Origin of the sequence: Rhodococcus sp. 66b (genome assembly GCF_002076325.1) — a bacterium.
Taxonomy (GTDB): Bacteria; Actinomycetota; Actinomycetes; order Mycobacteriales; family Mycobacteriaceae; genus Rhodococcus_F; species Rhodococcus_F erythropolis.
In genome coordinates, this window is the sequence record NZ_MUZB01000013.1 from 170,068 (window position 1) to 186,154 (window position 16,087).

Genomic DNA, 16,087 nt, shown 5'->3' on the forward strand with positions numbered 1-16,087 from the left:
ATGGCACGATTCGGCTATACCTTGATGACCGAACAGGCCGGCCCGAAAGAACTGGTCCGCCATGCAGTTCGGGCCGAAGAAGTCGGCTTCGACTTCGAAGTGATGAGTGATCATTACTCGCCGTGGCTGACCGAGCAGGGGCATGCGCCTTACGCCTGGTCGGTGCTGGGAGCAGTTGCCCATGCCACCGAGCGAGTCGGGTTGATGACGTATGTGACTTGTCCGACCGTCAGGTACCACCCTGCCGTGGTCGCGCAGAAAGCCGCGACGATCCAGATCCTCGCGGACGGGCGCTTCACACTGGGATTGGGAAGTGGCGAGAGCCTTAACGAGCATGTGGTCGGCGAGGGGTGGCCGTCCGTCGACACCCGGCACGACATGCTGCAGGAGGCAGTGAGCATCATTCGCGCACTGCTTGCCGGGGATCTGGTGAGCTGGAAGGGGGAGTACTTCGACGTTCAGTCCGCGCGGATCTGGGATCTCCCGGAGAACCCGGTTCCCCTGGCGCTGGCCATGTCCGGCGACAAGTCCGTCGAGCGTTTCGGTCCGATGGCCGATGACCTGATTGCCGTGCAACCGGATTCGGATCTGGTGCACCAGTGGAAGCACGTTCACGGCCGGGCGTACGGGTTGGCTCCAGCAGGCCGGACCATCGGTCAGATTCCGATCTCGTGGGATCCTGATCGCGACACGGCCATCGCTCGCGCTCATCAGCAGTTCCGGTGGTTCGGTGGAGGGTGGTCTGTGAACTCCGAACTACCCACACCGGCGAGTTTCGCAGGTGCGACTCAGTTCGTGCGCAAAGAGGATGTGGCGGAAAGTATTCCGTGTGGCCCTGATCTCGATGTCATCGTCGAGGCAGTCAAGGCGTACACGGACGCCGGGTTCACCGATGTGGCGTTGGTACAGATCGGTGGAGATACCCAAGACCGATTCTTCGACGAGGCAGCCAAGCCACTGCTCGAGGCTCTGCACGTCGAATTGGGTTGATCGAGAAAATCAATCGAGTTCCGCCGAGGGGGCTCGCGTCGAGGCGCGCGCTACCGCCGTGCAGTCGCGCCTGCTGCGCGACGAGGGCCAACCCCAAACCGCTTCCGGCGTCGCCGGCGCCGGTACCACGAACGAATCGTTCGAACATCGCTTCGCGTTCCGACGGCGCGATCACGGTGCCGTTGTCGTCGACGTATACCGTCGCCGAACCGGTGGCAGCCCCTGATCGGACGGTGATCTCGACTTCGTCGGCATTGCCGTGCCGAACGGAGTTGGTGACGGCGTTGGTCAACACCAGACGGATGCCAGCGGGAAAGGCCTGAACCGAAAGTTCTTCCGGTGCTTTCAAACGAACGTCGACCTGAGGGTGCAGACGGCCGGCGTCAGCGACGGCACGATCGGCAACCTCCACGAGATCGACGTCGGCACAATCCTCCGGATCGGCCACTTCACCCAGGGCGAGCGTCTCGAGATCGGTCAGGGTGCGCTCGATCTGGCGCTGCGCCTCCAACAACTCGCTGGAGAGTTCGCGGCGTTGGCTTTCCGTGAGATCCAGTGTTGCGAGAACTTCGAGATCGGTACGCATCGACGTGAGAGGTGTGCGTAGTTCGTGGGCGGAGACGCGAGCGAAATCGCGCGCCGACTCCAACGCCTCTTCGGTGCGGCTTCTATCGGTTTCGATGCGACTGAGCATGCTGTGGATTGCCTCCGACAGTTCTTCGGCTTCGCGCGTTCCACGAACCGACGGTGCCCGGCGCGAGAGTCCTTCGACGTCGAGGTTGTTGCCGATCGAACTGGTGGTCTCGGTCAATTGCTGCAGAGGCCGGACGGCTCGGCCTGTGAGGAACCAGCCGAGCCCGGCCGCGGCAAGGATGGCGACCACTGCCGCAGCGGCCACCTGGAACTGCTGCTCACGGATTGCCTGGGTCAGTGGGTCTTCGGGGATGCTGACGGCCAGTGCGGCGCCGCTGTCGCCGGGCACGAGAACATCCCGACTGCGAACATCGGTGGTAGCCAAGGCACTCACGGTTGTGGCATTGAATCCAGGGCTGACCACGAATGGTTCTGTGGTTGCAGTTGGTGTTTCGATGAATAGCGGGCTCGGCGCACTCGCTGCGACGCCCAGGGTGACGGAATCGAGAGTGCGTTCGAGTTGTTCGGATCCGTTGACGCGCAAGAAGACCGCGAACGCAATTCCGATCGCGGCAATCACGATTCCGGCGGCCAGGCCCGACGCGATGGCTACCCGGCTCTGAAGTGACAGCGGCCGCTTCATCGTTCGGCCCTCAGGACGAAGCCCACTCCGCGCACTGTGTGGATCACGCGGGGCGCGCCGTCGACTTCGAGTTTCTTGCGTAGGTAGGTGACGAAGACGTCGACGACATTGGTGTCGGCAGCGAAGTCGTAACCCCAGACGAGTCGCAGGAGTTGTGCGCGACTGAGTACGACACCGGCATGCTCGGCGAGTACCGACAACAGGTCGAATTCTCTTTTGGTGAGTTCGATTCGCCTACCGTCGATGTGCGCTCGATGGCCACGGAGATCGACCGTCAGCGGTCCCACCGTGATCGGATGGTCGACCGACGGAGTGGCTCGCGTCGTGCGTCGTAGCAATGCGCGCAGTCTGGCGACGAGCTCGGCCAATTCGAAGGGCTTGGTGAGGTAGTCGTCGGCGCCCGCCTCCAGCCCCGCGATGCGGTCACCCACGGAACTTCGGGCGCTGAGTACGCAGATCGGCACTTCGTTGCCGATTGCGCGCAGGGCGGTTACCACCCCGACGCCGTCGAGGCCGGGCATGTTGACGTCGAGAACGAGTGCGGCCGGGCATTGCTTGTTCACCGATGACAAGGCCGATCGTCCGTCGACGGCAGTTGCCGTGTCGAAGCCCGACAATCGGAGTCCACGTTCGAGCGAATTCAGAACCTTCGCGTCGTCGTCAACGATCAGGATGCGCTCGCGTGTACTCACTCCAGCCATGGTGCCACCGGATTGCGACCTGGGGCCTCGCTCGGAGCGAGGGCCGCCGCATTCTCATCAACTCCTAAGAAACCGACAACAGATCTGCAGTGTTGGCTTCATAACCTCGGGTTTCTCGGATGCGACCGCGCCGAGAATTCGAGAACGTTCGATCAAGGAGAACAACGATGACGCGATTGAAAGTGAACGGCAAGCGGGCCAGCCGGACCGGTGTGGTGGTGGCGTCGGTGGCGGTCCTCGGTATGGCCGTGGCGCCGGGAATCGCCTGGGCTTCCAACCCGATTTCCGAAGGGTCGCCGGTGGCGGTGCGATCGATCGCGACCGCTCCGTCAGAGGCGGGTGTGGCACCGGAAGTAGCGTGTGGTGCCGCGACGCCGATTTCCGACGAGGAACTGCAGAAGCTCATCGACGAGGGCAAGGTTGTGCGCGCCGAGGAGGCGGGTACAGCCGCAATCACGATCGAAGTCCCTGGCGACGCCGCGACATTCATTGCGCGTGAAGGGGTGCCGGCGTTGCCGACCGTCGAATGGGCTCCGGCGATCGAGGGTGTTCCGGCAGAGGTGCTCAACATGGCAGGCGTCGCTCCGCTGGAGGAAGGCGTTGCCCTGTCATGCGCGGTTGCTGCGGGCTGACGAGCGAAAAAAGCTCCGCATGAACCGCTTTGACCTGGAACGGTACGGCCGTACTCAACTGGGGCCGGAGGTTGGTCAACCCTGTCGGTAGCACTTGCTACGTTCGGGGCGGTCTCGGCGAGCATGCCGAGACCGTCGCCGACGGCGTCATGTGTGTGGTGTCTTGCAGAGGGTGCGGTACGGCCTGATGCGGGGCGCGTTTCGAAAGGTGTTGTGTTTCATGGTCATGGGCCCCACCCACGCGATGTCCGGTGCTGCTGTGGGGTTGGTGGTTGCAGAGTTGTTGCCTCTCGATTGGGGAGGGCCCACATCCACCGCTGAAACCTTGACCTTTGCCGGTGTGTGCGCGGGAGCCGCCTTGCTTCCCGACCTCGATACCGGTCAGTCGACGGTTTCCCGATCATTCGGTCCGCTCAGCAAAGCGCTGGCCAAAGGTATCGACGCAATTTCGGTGACCTTCTACCGCATCACCAAAGGCAAGAAGGACGGCAAGCGTCGTGGTGGGCATCGGACGCTCACGCACACCGCACTGTTTGCCGCCGGTCTTGGTGCCGGGGTCTCGGCGCTGGTTGTTCAGTTCGGGAAGCCCGCCATCATCATCACGCTGTTCTTCTGCCTCGGGTTGGCGATCCGAGGATTGGCGGGTGAATTGGCCAAGGAGAAGGGTTGGCTCGCCGTCTCCGCCGTTGCGTTGGTGCTCTCGGCCCTCACCTGGCAGTGGTATCCGAGTGAGGCCGGATCCACCGGGCTAGGTGTTGCAGTGGCACTGGGCTGCGCCACACACTGTCTCGGCGATGCGATCACCAAGGAAGGGGTGCCGTTTCTCGCGCCCCTGATTCCGCTCGGCGGCAAGCGGTGGTGGGAACAACGGCTGCCGTCATTTCTGTCCATCCGCGCAGGTGGGAACCTCGAGAAGATTCTAATCGGGCCGGCGCTGACGGTCCTGACTGCCTGGTTGATCATCAGTGCTTTCGACGGCGCCCCGGAAGCGATCTACGCCGTCTTCGCTCCGATGGTGCAGTGAGCATCTAAATCTTTTATTACGGAACCACTGGCATCGTAATCATATTTGTTCTACGTTCGTCCCTGACATGAACCGAGTCGGCTGACGGAGTGAGCAGTGGTGCATCAAGCAGAGCGCAAGGCGGAGCACAGCTCGAGAGAAGACGGTGTGAGCCGGCGCGGATTTCTCGCAGCGAGTGTCGGCGCAGCTGCTCTCGCGGGTATTTCCTGGGCACCGGCGGGAGCTGTTCCCTGGGGCTCGGCATCGACCATCGCGCCACCGCCCGGATTTCCGTCGGACATTCCGTTGTCGCAGCAGGCATACGCGAACTGGTCGCGAGAAATCATGCTCGAGAGTGTGTGGACGGCGACGGCACGTCATAGCGACGACGTCGTCACCCTCGCCAACTGGGCGTTCGACAACGGGTACACAGTGCGTGCGAAGGGAACGATGCACGGGTGGAGTCCGTTGACGGTGGTGCCCGGCGCGCCTTCGGATCGAGTTCTGCTGGTCGATACGATGGCGAACTTGAATTCGGTTGTGGTGCAGCACGGCACGCCCGCAACAGTCACGGCGGGCGCCGGCGCCAGTATCGAAGCGATTCTGACAGCGCTCGAGCGCGAGGGGCTCGGCTGGGCCAACGCTCCGGCGATCGGTGAGCTGTCCATCGCCGGCGCGCTGGCGATCGGAGCTCACGGGGCAACCTATCCGGCGGTGGGGGAGACGATCACCCCTGGTCAATCGTATGGTTCGCTGAGCAATCTGATCACCGAGATCACGGTGGTGGCGTGGGACGAAGGCCGCAATCGATACGGGCTGAAGACTTTTCACCGATCAGATGACGAGATCACGGCTTTCCTGACTCACCTGGGCCGAACCTTCGTCACCTCCGTGACGCTGCAAGCCGGGGAGAATTATCGGCTGCGGTGCCGGAGTTTCACCGACATTCCGTGGCAAGAACTCTTTGCTGCTCCCGGTTCGCCAGGGCGTACCTACGAGAGTTTTGTCGAGAAATCCGGACGGGTGGAGGCGATCTGGTTCCCGTTCACGCAAACACCGTGGCTCAAGATATGGACGCCGACCCCGGTCAAACCACCGGAGTCCCGAGAGGTGAGCGGGCCGTACAACTACTTCTTCTCCGACGCGATTCCCGAAGAAGTCACCACCCCGTTGGGGATGGTGGCGCAGGGCCTTCAAGCTGCGACACCGCTGTTCGGCGCCTCTCAGTTCGGAGCTGTAGCAGCAGGATTGGCGCTGACCGACACCGACGATCTGTGGGGCTGGTCAAAAGATGTTCTGTTCTACCTGCGGCACACGACGTTGCGCGTAGTAGCGGGCGGCGGCGCGGTGATCACCAAGCGGTCCAACATCGGCCGAGTCGTCCACGAGATGACGAGTTGGTTGAACGAGCGAATGACGCACTACGCGTCGCTGGGGCAGTATCCCGTCAACATGCCGTTCGAAGTGCGTCTCTGTGGTGTCGATGACAGTGGCGAAGTCCTTGTCGACAGCGCCGGCGTGCCGGATCTGTCAGCGGTGCGGCCCCGGGCGGATCGTCAGGACTGGGATACGGCGATCTGGATGAACGTGGTCTCGATTCCCGGCACCGCGGGATTGCCCGCGTTCCTTCGCGAGATGGAACGGTGGATGGTCGCGAACTACTCCGGCGATTACGCGACTTTCCGTCCGGAGTGGTCCAAGGGATGGGCATTCACCGAGCAGGCGGCGTACCAGGACGACGAATTCCTCACCAGCACAGTGCCTGCCACCTTCCGTGCCGGTGGCGACGGGAACTGGGACTTCGCTCTCGCCACTCTGGACGAACACGACCCGCACCGCGTCTTCAGCAATACGTTCATCGACCGCGTCTTGCCACCCAGCTGAATCTCCTACTGCGGTAGTGGTTTGCGCCAGCGCACGTCGGAGATGCGGATGCGCTGATTGTTGTCACCGTTCCAGTCGACGCTCAGTCCCTGGGCTCGGAGTGCGTCGGCTACCTGGCGCCCGACGGTCTGATCGGTGTGCGCGATCATCTGTGCCTTGGCGGTTTCGTCGCCGCCGAACGCGGCGGAGACCAGCGCGGGATCGAGATCGTGGGCCGGACGAAACGCACTGTAGGACAGGTAGAGATCGGACGGCTCGTCGCCGAGACGCTCCGCATCTTGCATGTGGAAGAACGTGTACGCCCACTGAGCAAAGGGATACCCGTTCTCGTCCGGTTCGGACGGCGTGCGTTCGTCGTCGATTTCGGTAGTGCCGCACTGCATGCAGCAGGTGAAGTTCATGCGGGCCACGATGCCGCTGCGCTCGAGTTCTGCGAAGGCGGCGGATACGCGCTCGAAGTCGCCGGGACCCGTCCACTGGGTCTGCTCCCCGAGCCTTCGGTCCCAGACCTCACGCACTACTGCGTCGATCTGTCTGCCGAGTTCATCGTTCTCGAAACCGCCCTCGACACAGTCTCGGGCGGCTTCGCAGATTGCGTCGAACGTCGCGAACCCGGGGACTACCAATTCGCGTGCTTGCTCACGGACGGCCACGATGTCGGCCGCGCTGAGCACCGTTGCAGGCTGACGTGACCGTGCTGACCGACGTGACCGTGCTGACCGACGTGACTGTGCTGACCGTGACCAGGGCAATCGCATACCGGCACCGTACTGCACCGATCCGGCCGTCAGGCGTCGGCTGCTGCCTTTGTTTCCTCCTCGGTCGACGGGGCAGGCTTGTTCGGGATGAGCGCGGTGGCGATCAGGCCGACCACGACAAATCCGGCCGCAAGGTATCCGCCGAGTGTGATCCCGTGAGTCATTGCAGACTGTGCAGCGTCGGCGACGAAAGCGGTGCTCGGTGACCCGGCCAGCGAGTCGATGGCGGCGCCCGCGCTGTCGGTGACAGCACGCGTCAACTGATCAGCCTGAGCTTGGTCGACACCGGATTCGGTGAGGTCGTTGTTCAGCGTGGAATTGAGAGTGCTGAAGAAGACCGTGGTGAGGACAGCGATGCCCAGTGCGGATCCGAGTTGGCGGAACGCACTCTGAATGCCGGAGCCTTGACCGGCGCTCTGCTCGGGAATCTCCTCGAGCACGACGTTGGTCACCTGCGCAGTCGCAAAACCGACACCGATGCCGTAGAAGAAGAGCACTGCGGCGATAGTCCACCAGGGGCTGTCTGTCGCCGCGATGAATCCGAGACCGGCGAGACCGAGCGCTTCGAGGGCCAAACCGATACGGACCAAGCCCAACGGCGAGACCTTCGACGCCATTCCGAAGCTCGCACCACTGGCGACGAAGCTGCCGATGGCAATGGGAACCAGCGCGAGCCCTGCCTGGAGTGCGCTGTACCCGAGCGTGAACTGAAGCCAGAGAGGAAGCACCGCAACGATTCCGAACTCACCGAGTCCGATGATCAGCGTCGCGATGTTGCCGTTGCGGAACGACGAGATGGAGAACAGTCGTACGTCCATCAGCGCCCGCGACGGATCGTCGCTGCGGGTGAGCATGGTTTGGCGGTAGGCGAACGCACCGAGCGACAGAACGGCGAGAACCAATGCCACCAGAACCGGCGACGGTCCGCTGGACCATGACAGGCCGAACAGATCGAAGGGTTCCTTCGTCGTCAGCCACCCATACGTACGTCCCTCGACGAGGCCGAAGGCGAGCAGGCCCAGGCCGGCGATGGACAGTGCCGCTCCGGTGGCGTCGATGCGTCCAGCGGTGCGGGGTGAGGGCGCGATGAACAGCACTGCGCCGATCAGAATGAGCGCAGCAAGCGGAATATTGATGCCGAATGCCCAACGCCATGAGGCATGTTCGGCAAGCCAGCCGCCGAGCAATGGGCCGAGAGCGGAGGCTGCACCGATGGTGGAACCCCAGACTGCGAAGGCCTGGCCGCGGGCTTTGCCGGTGAACATCGCGTTCAGAAGTGACAGTGAGGTGGGCAGGATCATGGCCGCGCCGGCGCCCTGCAGGAATCGCGCCAGGATGAGCAGGCCGCCGTTCGGTGCCAGTCCGGCCAGTAGGCTCGTTGCGCCGAACACGACGACACCGGCGATGAAGATGCGACGGGCGCCGACCAGGTCCGCAACTCTGCCGACCAATAGCAGGAGCGCCGCGAACACGATTGCGTAGGACTCTTGGATCCATTGAGCCTGAACGGAGTTGATCCCGAGATCTTCGATGATCGAGGGAACTATGACGTTGACGATAGTGGTGTCGACGACGATCAGTGCCACGCCGAGTGCGATGGCGATCAGGCCCAACCACTTGCGAGTGGTGGGTGAGATGTTCACGAATAAACCTCCATTGTGAAGTAACTTCACAGTGAAGGTATATTTGAGGCGGTAAGTTGTCAACGTGCGCGCTGGGCTCGACCGGCCGCCGTCTGGCACAGGAAAGGTGGGATCACGGGGTGGAAGCACCGCGCGACATCTCCGTGGAGCGGGAGCGGCTGATGGACGAATTCCGCGCGTACGGTGGGACGTTCACCGAATTCAGTCATCGATTCGCGTCGTGGCTCGGCCTGCATTCCACCGACGCGACTGCCTTGATGGAAATCACAGCTGCCGAGGAGAAGGGGACGCCGCTCTCGCCCGCCCGCCTCGGAGAGCGGATCTCGCTGACGTCGGGCGCAACCACCGCGTTGCTCAACCGCCTGGAGAAGGCGGGACATATCGTCCGGACCCGTGAGAATGCAGACCGTCGCGTGGTCACGCTGCACAGCAGTGCGCATGTGCAGGACCTCGCGGACGAGTTCTTCGGTCCACTTGCCGTGCGACTCGACGCCATGATGGAGAAATACCCGCCCGAACTGCTCAGTCGATTCGAGGAATTTCTCGTCGACCTGCACTCGACGATGAACGAACACCTCGAGCAAGACAACCGCTGAACAAAAAAGCCGCCCGACTCCGGAGAGTCGGGCGGCTTTTTTGTGTCGGTGACGGCTACTTGCCGAGCTTGGCCTGCAGGTCGTCGAGAACCAGGCCTGCGCCTGTCGGGCCGAGGCCCAGGAACCAGGTCTCGTCACTCACCTCGGTGGCGCGGCCTTCCTTGACTGCGTCCATGCTTGCCCACAGCGGACCGGCGACAACGGTGGTCTGACCGGTGTCTGCGGGATTTCCGTAGCTGGAGTAGAAGATTCGGTCACCCTCTGCCTCGGTGATCGTTTCCGGGCTGACCTCGACGGCCAACTCGTTGATGCCCTGGATCGCCGGGCGTGGCAGGCCGACATCCTTCAAGATGACGCCGATGAACGACAGGTTGCCGTACAGGCGCAGCTTCCCGGACATGAAGCGAACCAGCGAGATAGTCGGCGAACCGTCGATCGACTCACGGACCTGATCCGCGTGCGCCTGGTAGTCGTTGAGAACCTGCTCGGCCTTGGTCTCCTCGCCGAGTGCGTCACCGGCAAGGAGGAAGTTCTCCTTCCACGGGAAGCCGGGGCGGATGCTGAAGACCGTCGGCGCGATTGCCGCGAGCTGCGGGTAAAGCTTGTCCTGGCGCAACTTGCTGCCGAGGATCAGATCTGGCTGCAGTGCGGTGATCGCCTCGAGGTTGAGGTTGTTGGTCGTGCCGACATCGGGGACGCCGACCAATTTGTCAGCCAGGTACGACGGCTGACCGGCGGCACTTTCCGGGCTGGCGATGCCGACCGGGGTGATCCCGAGCGAGAGGACCTCGTCGAGTTCGCCGCTGTCGAGGACGACGACACGGGTCGGCTTGGCCTCGAGGGTGGTCTCGCCCAGAGCATGAGTGATGGTGCGTGGGAACTCGCCGGGCGCAGCATCGCTGCCGAGCTTCGCGGTTTCCGTGTCGGCGGTGCTGAACAGCTTGCCGCCGGTTGCGACATCGGTGTTGCCGTTTGCGTTGCCGCCGGCGTCGGAAGAACCGCAGGCCGTAGCGGCAAAAACAGTCGCCAGGGCAACCATGGCGACCCGGACCGACGTGCGGCTCCGGAGAGTGGTGCGTGAATGCATTAGGCTACCCTACCTTCCGGCTATCGGGCTTGGTCAGAGAGGTATCCGCACCGTTGATGTCAGGTGAGCAGCGCGTCAGGTCTCGCTCAGCGGGACCGCTACGCAATTCGGACTACAGGGTGCGACCAACGTGTTAGCTTCGCGAAAGACCTGTACTGGTAAGAGAAGACGCGTGTAGTGAGGATTTCGATGACCCTGAACATTGCCGATCTGTTCGAGGCCGTTGCCGATGCGATCCCCGATCGAGTTCCCTTGATTCTGGAAGATTCGCGGTTGAGCTATGCCGAACTCGAACTGCGATCGAACCGACTCGCACATCATCTGCAGTCGGTGGGCGTCGAGCCTGGGCAGCACGTCGGTATTCACATGCGGAACTGCGTCGAGTATGTCGAAGCGCTCCTGGCTTGCTTGAAGATCAGAGCGGTACCGATCAACGTCAACTTCCGCTATACCGATGCAGAACTCCTGTACATCTACACCAACTCTCAAATGGTGGCACTACTCGTCGAAGAGGAATTCGCGCCGACGGCATTGGCCGTGGTTCCGCAGTGTCCGGAGATCTCCCACGTGCTGATCGTCGGCGACGACTATGAGAACGCCCTTGCCGCGCAGACTGCTACTCGCGACTTCGGCCCGCGAAGCAACGACGACCATTTCATCATTTACACCGGCGGCACGACCGGAATGCCCAAGGGCGTGGTGTGGCGGCACGAGGACTTCTTCTTCGCCGCGCTGTCCGGAGCGAACCTCAGCGGGCCGCCGCGTCGGAGCCTCGAAGAGGTTGTGGATGCGGCCGTGACGAACACCAATCCAACTGTGCTGCTACTCATCCCGCCGCTCATGCATGGAGCCGCGATCTATTCACTGCTCACGGCTTTCCTCATGGGAGCGCCCCGAGTACTGACCCGCAGCTTCGATCCGATGGAAGTGTTGAGACTGGTCGAGGCCGAGAAGATCACCGGAATCACGGTCGTCGGCGATGCGATTGCTCGGCCGATCGCCGACGCCATCGCCGCAAGCGAAGGCCGCTACGACCTTTCGACTCTCAAGCTGATCGGGTCGGGTGGCGCATTGTTCTCCCCGAACCTGAAGGCAGAACTGACAACCCGATTACCGGGACTGGTGATCAAGGATGCCTTCGGTGCTTCGGAATCCGGCAACGACGGCGTCGTCGAATTCGGTGAGGACGGTTCAAAGCGAATTCGATCCAACCCCAACATGATTCTTGTCGACGACGAATTTCGTCGCATCGAACCAGGCTCGGGCACAACCGGGTTCATCGCCAGGGCCGGCCATGTCCCCGTGGCCTACTTCGACGACCCCGCCAAGACTGCTGCAACTTTTCCTGTCGTCGACGGGGTGCGGCTGGCGGTACTCGGGGACATGGGCACGATGGAAGCCGACGGAACCATCGTGCTGCTCGGGCGCGGTTCGATGTGCATCAACTCCGGCGGCGAGAAGGTCTACCCCGAAGAAGTGGAGCAGGCGCTCAAAACTCACCCGGCAGTTTTCGACGCTTTGGTAGCGGGCGCGCCCGACGCACGATTCGGTGAGAAGGTTGCCGCTGTCGTGCAGGTTCGACCGGGGTTCGAAGATGTTGCGACGGAATCATTGTCGGAGCACTGCCGCACCCACGTGGCTGGGTACAAGATCCCGCGGTCGATCGTGCTGGTGCCCAGCATCCTCCGCTCACCCAGTGGGAAGGCCGACTACCGTTGGGCTCGCGAAACCGTAGCGGGAGTGTGAGCTGTATTGTCCCGGAACCTGTATTGGCACTAGTGGGGAGTATGTGTGACTGGGAATGACGCAGGTGCTGGTCATGTTTTTGTCGTCCGTGGACGTCTCGAATCAGTGGACTGGGATGCGGCGGTCGTGTCGACGAGCGGCAACTTCGTGCCTCGTGAGCACTGGTGGCCGGTGCTCGGCCTCACGAGTCCAGTGGAAAGCGCACCGGCAGGGGGCAACAGGGTGCGCTCATTTCCGAAGGAAGGGCGGCCGGTATGGCTGCTGAACGTCGCTTCGCGGGGATCGGTGCACCGGCTGGTGGACGGCGTTCGCGAGGTCCTCGACACGATTGCATCTGCTGATATCGAGCCTGGAGGTCGTCGAGTAAAACCACTCATTGCATTGCCGACCTTTGGGGTGGGACTGGGTGGGCAGGGGATGGTTCGTGGCCTTGTTATCAAGGCGTTGATCGAGGCCGCAGTGGAATGTGCTGACAAATACGACTTCGACATCGCATTTGTAGTTGCCAATGCTGCCGATTATGCCGCGTATCAATCGATTCGGCGGGGGCATCTGTTGAGTGCTGGCATCCCTCCGCAGGTCCAGCAATTGGCAGATAGGCTCCAAGCTGGTGAAGCCTCCTTGTTGTTGGGTGCGGGAGTAAGCATTCCCGCCGGATTGCCGTCGTGGGACAGTCTGCTTGAGGCAATTCGGCAGAAGGAACTTCCGGGTGTGAGCAGCGCGGAATTCGCTGAGCTCAATGTCCTCGACCGTGCGCAACTTCTGTCGAAGGAGTTGAAAACGGAGGACGACGGATCGAACGAACTCGGCGAACGCGTTGTTCAGCTGACTGGTCTCGATATCAAACCAACGCTGTCGCATTGTCTTCTGGCGTCTCTGCGAGTCACAAAAGTGGTTACGACCAACTACGATGCGTTGTACGAAAGCGCATTTGAATCAGCGCACGGCGAAAACTCGGTCGCTGTACTTCCGAGAGAAGAAGCCCGCGCGGGAGTTCCGTGGGTACTGAAATTGCACGGCGATGTGGCTGACGCGGCCAGCATCGTCTTGAGTCGCCGAGACTTCGTCAGATACGACGCAGAACGACGTCCGTTGGGCTCGATCGTTCAGTCGCTCATGGCAACCGGACATCTCATAGTTGTCGGAGCATCGATGACCGATGACAATGTGCTCCGGCTTGCACATGAAGTATTGGCGCTCGATGCACGGAACAAGCGCCCACGAACTTTGGGCACCGTAATCACACTGCAGCGGGACGAGATTCGAACTGCCTTGTGGAAGAACGACTTCGACTACGTTGCCGTTTCGGATTCCCTGGATCAGCAAGTGGCTGCACGTGACCTCGAGATATTCCTGGACAAGCTCGCGATCTTGACGAGCGTCGACGCTCCATACTTGTTGGATACAAGATACAAGGGGTTGCTCGAAGGAGGAGAAATCGATTTGGCAGAAAATTTGCGGGCGGCCGCCGAAGTCATCAGATCCTTGCCGCACGAGCACCGAGAGCGATGGAGCAGCCTGGAAGCAGTGTTCGACGAACTGGGCGCCACTCCGCGGCCGCCATCTACAGAGGAGGATCAGCGGGTTTCCCGATCGCGGTCTCAACGACGTCGAATTCGGCTGTCACAGCTGCGCTCAATTCGGCTGTCACAGCCAGGGCTCGATCGGCTTCTTCACCCACATGATCTTCTCGTCCGGATGCTCACGCCGAGCTTCGGGACGGTCAGGGTTAGCGGCTGCCCACACGGCTTTCTCGTCGAGCAGTCCGGCCGCGATGGTCCAGGTCTCCCGCGTGCTCGGCGGATTGGCGCCGGCCGCACGTGCGAGTTTGCGCAGTCGATCGTCGGGCATCTCGAGCAACTCTGCGCTACTGATATCGCGATCCCAGGCGAACTTGGCCAGGCCGACGGCTTTCTCGCGTCGGCTACGGCTCGCCATGTCGTTGTGCGCAAAGTCTGGTTGGGATGCCACGGCTTCACCTTATCGTCAACGCAATCGAGGCCCTCCCGCGTGAGCGGAAGGGCCTCGATTGCTGTTCTTCACTGTCGGGGTGGCGGGATTTGAACCCACGACCTCTTCGTCCCGAACGAAGCGCGCTACCAAGCTGCGCCACACCCCGTGTCGAACCTCGGTTAGCTTACATTACCGAGTCGACTGACATTAAATCCGCAGGTCAGTTGCGTAGAACTGACGCTGGAGACTCTGCGGAACTGTGTGCGGAGACGTGCTCCGGTTCGCGCCTGGTGGCCGGAACCAGAGTCAACAGAGTTGCCTCGGGGCGGCAGCAGAAGCGTGCCGGAGCCCACGGCGAAGTGCCGATGCCCGCGGAGACGTGCAGCTGGGTGTGCGCGCCCCACTTCGACGGCCCCTTGACCCGGGATCGATCGATCTGGCAGTTGGTGACCAACGCGCCGTAGAACGGAAGGCACAGCTGACCACCGTGCGTGTGGCCGGCGAGCACAAGGTCGTAACCGTCGTCGGCGAACCGATCGAGAACTCGAGGTTCGGGCGAGTGCGTCAGACCGAGCTTGAGCTGGGCGACGGGATTGGGTGTTCCGGCGACGGTGTCGTAGCGATCACGCTTCAGGTGCGGATCGTCGACGCCGGCGGCTGCGATGCGAATACCGGCCACTTCGAGCTCGCGGCGCACGTGGGTCATGTCCAGCCATCCACGTTCGGTGAACGCGGCCCGCAGATCGCCCCAGGGGAGGGGATCCCCGGTGATGCGCTTGTCCTTGTTGAAGATGTAGCTCAGTGGGTTCTTCGGTTTCGGAGCGAAGTAGTCGTTGCTGCCGAAGACGAACAGACCCGGCCGAGCCAACAGATCACCGAGCGCCTGGACCACTGCCGGGACGCTGCGCTGATGCGACAAGTTGTCGCCGGTGTTGACCACGAGGTCGGGGTCGAGGCCTTCGAGCTCACGCAACCAATTCTGTTTCAACCGTTGGTTCGGCATCATGTGCAGGTCGCTGAGATGGAGGACCCGCAGCGACGACGAACCGGGCGCCAGGACTGGCATCGTCACCTCACGCAGTGCAAATGCATTGCGTTCGATGCCGGATGCGTACCCGATCCCTAGTGCAGCGGCGCCCGCGGCACCAAGTGCGGTGCGGGTCAGATTGGTGCGGAACTGGGAAGACACCTCTCAAGGATACGGGTGTGGCGTTCTTCTGCGTCGCTCTCGCCGCCTTTTACAGCTATTCCACAGAGAATTGTGTCCGGGCGGAGGTAACTATCGGCACGCTCGAAACGCCGAGCGCGTAACGTTTCCACCATGTCCGACACGACACCATCGCTCAAAGCCACCCTCCGAACCGACATGGTTGCATCCATGAAGGCGAAGGATCCGCTACGTACAGCCACCCTTCGGATGCTCATGGCAGCCATCCAGACCGAAGAGGTAGCCGGTAAGGAAGCGCGCGTCCTCACCGACGAAGAAATCATCAAAGTCCTTGCAAAGGAATCGAAGAAGCGCGGCGAATCGGCCGAGATCTACACCGAGAACGGCCGCGGTGAGCTTGCCGCGAAAGAGCGCGCCGAAGCTCAGATCATCGACGAGTACCTGCCGACGCCGTTGACCGACGCCGAGCTTGTCGACGTCGTCGACACCGCCCTCGCTCAGGTGTCCGAGGAGCTCGGTGAGCGTCCGGGGATGCGCCAGATGGGCCAGGTCATCAAGGCCGCCAGCGCGCTGGCCAAGGGCAAGGCCGATGGCGCCCGTATCTCTGCAGCAGTGAAGTCCCGCCTGTAGAAGCGCGCCACCAGAATCGA

At 62.2% G+C, this 16,087-nt stretch carries 14 protein-coding genes, 1 tRNA gene and 1 pseudogene; 8 read left to right on the forward strand and 8 right to left on the reverse strand.

The annotated features are described in order from the left end of the window. Nucleotides 1-990, forward strand: coding sequence for an LLM class F420-dependent oxidoreductase (locus B0E55_RS23835; protein ID WP_020723628.1), 990 nt, complete (start codon nt 1-3; stop codon nt 988-990). On the opposite strand, the gene B0E55_RS23840 is transcribed toward B0E55_RS23835, so the two are convergent. Both B0E55_RS23840 and B0E55_RS23845 read right to left on the reverse strand, forming a co-directional pair. Further along, nucleotides 887-2,266, reverse strand: a complete 1,380-nt coding sequence (locus tag B0E55_RS23840; protein WP_080910585.1) for a sensor histidine kinase — start codon at nt 2,264-2,266, stop codon at nt 887-889. The genes B0E55_RS23835 and B0E55_RS23840 overlap by 104 nt on opposite strands. After that, nucleotides 2,263-2,967: a response regulator transcription factor gene (locus B0E55_RS23845; RefSeq protein WP_003943475.1), complete on the reverse strand. Its 705-nt coding sequence runs from the start codon at nt 2,965-2,967 to the stop codon at nt 2,263-2,265. Before B0E55_RS23845 ends, B0E55_RS23840 begins: the two co-directional genes overlap by 4 nt. A 167-nt stretch (nt 2,968-3,134) precedes the next feature. On the opposite strand from B0E55_RS23845, the gene B0E55_RS23850 reads away from it, so the two are divergent. The 3 genes from B0E55_RS23850 to B0E55_RS23860 all read left to right on the forward strand — a co-directional run bounded on the left by B0E55_RS23850 (nt 3,135) and on the right by B0E55_RS23860 (nt 6,486). After that, nucleotides 3,135-3,599, forward strand: a complete 465-nt coding sequence (locus B0E55_RS23850; RefSeq protein WP_029254320.1) for a hypothetical protein — start codon at nt 3,135-3,137, stop codon at nt 3,597-3,599. A 220-nt stretch (nt 3,600-3,819) separates the two neighbouring features. Next, on the forward strand, nt 3,820-4,623 hold the full coding sequence (locus tag B0E55_RS23855; protein ID WP_007732353.1) for a metal-dependent hydrolase: 804 nt from the start codon (nt 3,820-3,822) through the stop codon (nt 4,621-4,623). Between the two features lie 96 nt (nt 4,624-4,719). Further along, nucleotides 4,720-6,486 carry a cholesterol oxidase substrate-binding domain-containing protein gene (locus B0E55_RS23860; protein WP_019746596.1) on the forward strand — a complete coding sequence of 589 codons (1,767 nt, stop codon included), beginning with the start codon at nt 4,720-4,722 and terminating at the stop codon, nt 6,484-6,486. A gap of 5 nt (nt 6,487-6,491) precedes the next feature. Here the strand turns inward: B0E55_RS23860 and B0E55_RS23865 are convergent, their stop codons facing one another. Together B0E55_RS23865 and B0E55_RS23870 are read right to left on the reverse strand one after the other, a co-directional pair. Further along, nucleotides 6,492-7,160, reverse strand: coding sequence for a DUF6891 domain-containing protein (locus tag B0E55_RS23865; protein ID WP_060939230.1), 669 nt, complete (start codon nt 7,158-7,160; stop codon nt 6,492-6,494). A 113-nt stretch (nt 7,161-7,273) separates the two neighbouring features. Next, nucleotides 7,274-8,887, reverse strand: a complete 1,614-nt coding sequence (locus B0E55_RS23870; protein ID WP_029254323.1) for a DHA2 family efflux MFS transporter permease subunit — start codon at nt 8,885-8,887, stop codon at nt 7,274-7,276. A gap of 119 nt (nt 8,888-9,006) precedes the next feature. Between B0E55_RS23870 and B0E55_RS23875 the strand changes: the two genes are divergently transcribed. Continuing rightward, complete coding sequence (locus B0E55_RS23875; RefSeq protein WP_020968249.1) at nt 9,007-9,483, forward strand: MarR family winged helix-turn-helix transcriptional regulator; 477 nt, start codon at nt 9,007-9,009, stop codon at nt 9,481-9,483. A gap of 55 nt (nt 9,484-9,538) precedes the next feature. Here the strand turns inward: B0E55_RS23875 and B0E55_RS23880 are convergent, their stop codons facing one another. After that, entirely contained in the window at nt 9,539-10,570 is a 1,032-nt protein-coding gene (locus B0E55_RS23880; protein ID WP_080910586.1) for an ABC transporter substrate-binding protein, read from the reverse strand. Nucleotides 10,571-10,759: 189 nt separating this feature from the next. On the opposite strand from B0E55_RS23880, the gene B0E55_RS23885 reads away from it, so the two are divergent. Both B0E55_RS23885 and B0E55_RS32250 read left to right on the forward strand, forming a co-directional pair. Further along, nucleotides 10,760-12,316: an acyl-CoA synthetase gene (locus tag B0E55_RS23885; RefSeq protein WP_080910606.1), complete on the forward strand. Its 1,557-nt coding sequence runs from the start codon at nt 10,760-10,762 to the stop codon at nt 12,314-12,316. Nucleotides 12,317-12,733: 417 nt separating this feature from the next. Next, nucleotides 12,734-13,576, forward strand: a pseudogene (locus B0E55_RS32250) (SIR2 family protein); the annotation flags it as partial. A 387-nt stretch (nt 13,577-13,963) separates the two neighbouring features. Here the strand turns inward: B0E55_RS32250 and B0E55_RS32255 are convergent. The 3 genes from B0E55_RS32255 to B0E55_RS23900 form a co-directional block, all read right to left on the reverse strand. Continuing rightward, entirely contained in the window at nt 13,964-14,287 is a 324-nt protein-coding gene (locus B0E55_RS32255; RefSeq protein WP_019746603.1) for a hypothetical protein, read from the reverse strand. Nucleotides 14,288-14,361: 74 nt separating this feature from the next. Then, nucleotides 14,362-14,435: transfer RNA gene (locus B0E55_RS23895), tRNA-Pro, on the reverse strand. A 54-nt stretch (nt 14,436-14,489) separates the two neighbouring features. After that, nucleotides 14,490-15,458: a metallophosphoesterase gene (locus B0E55_RS23900; protein ID WP_003943461.1), complete on the reverse strand. Its 969-nt coding sequence runs from the start codon at nt 15,456-15,458 to the stop codon at nt 14,490-14,492. Nucleotides 15,459-15,590: 132 nt separating this feature from the next. Between B0E55_RS23900 and B0E55_RS23905 the strand changes: the two genes are divergently transcribed. Further along, nucleotides 15,591-16,067 (forward strand): GatB/YqeY domain-containing protein, encoded by a 477-nt coding sequence (locus tag B0E55_RS23905; RefSeq protein ID WP_003943491.1) that lies wholly within the window; start codon nt 15,591-15,593, stop codon nt 16,065-16,067. The last annotated feature ends 20 nt before the right edge of the window (nt 16,068-16,087 follow it).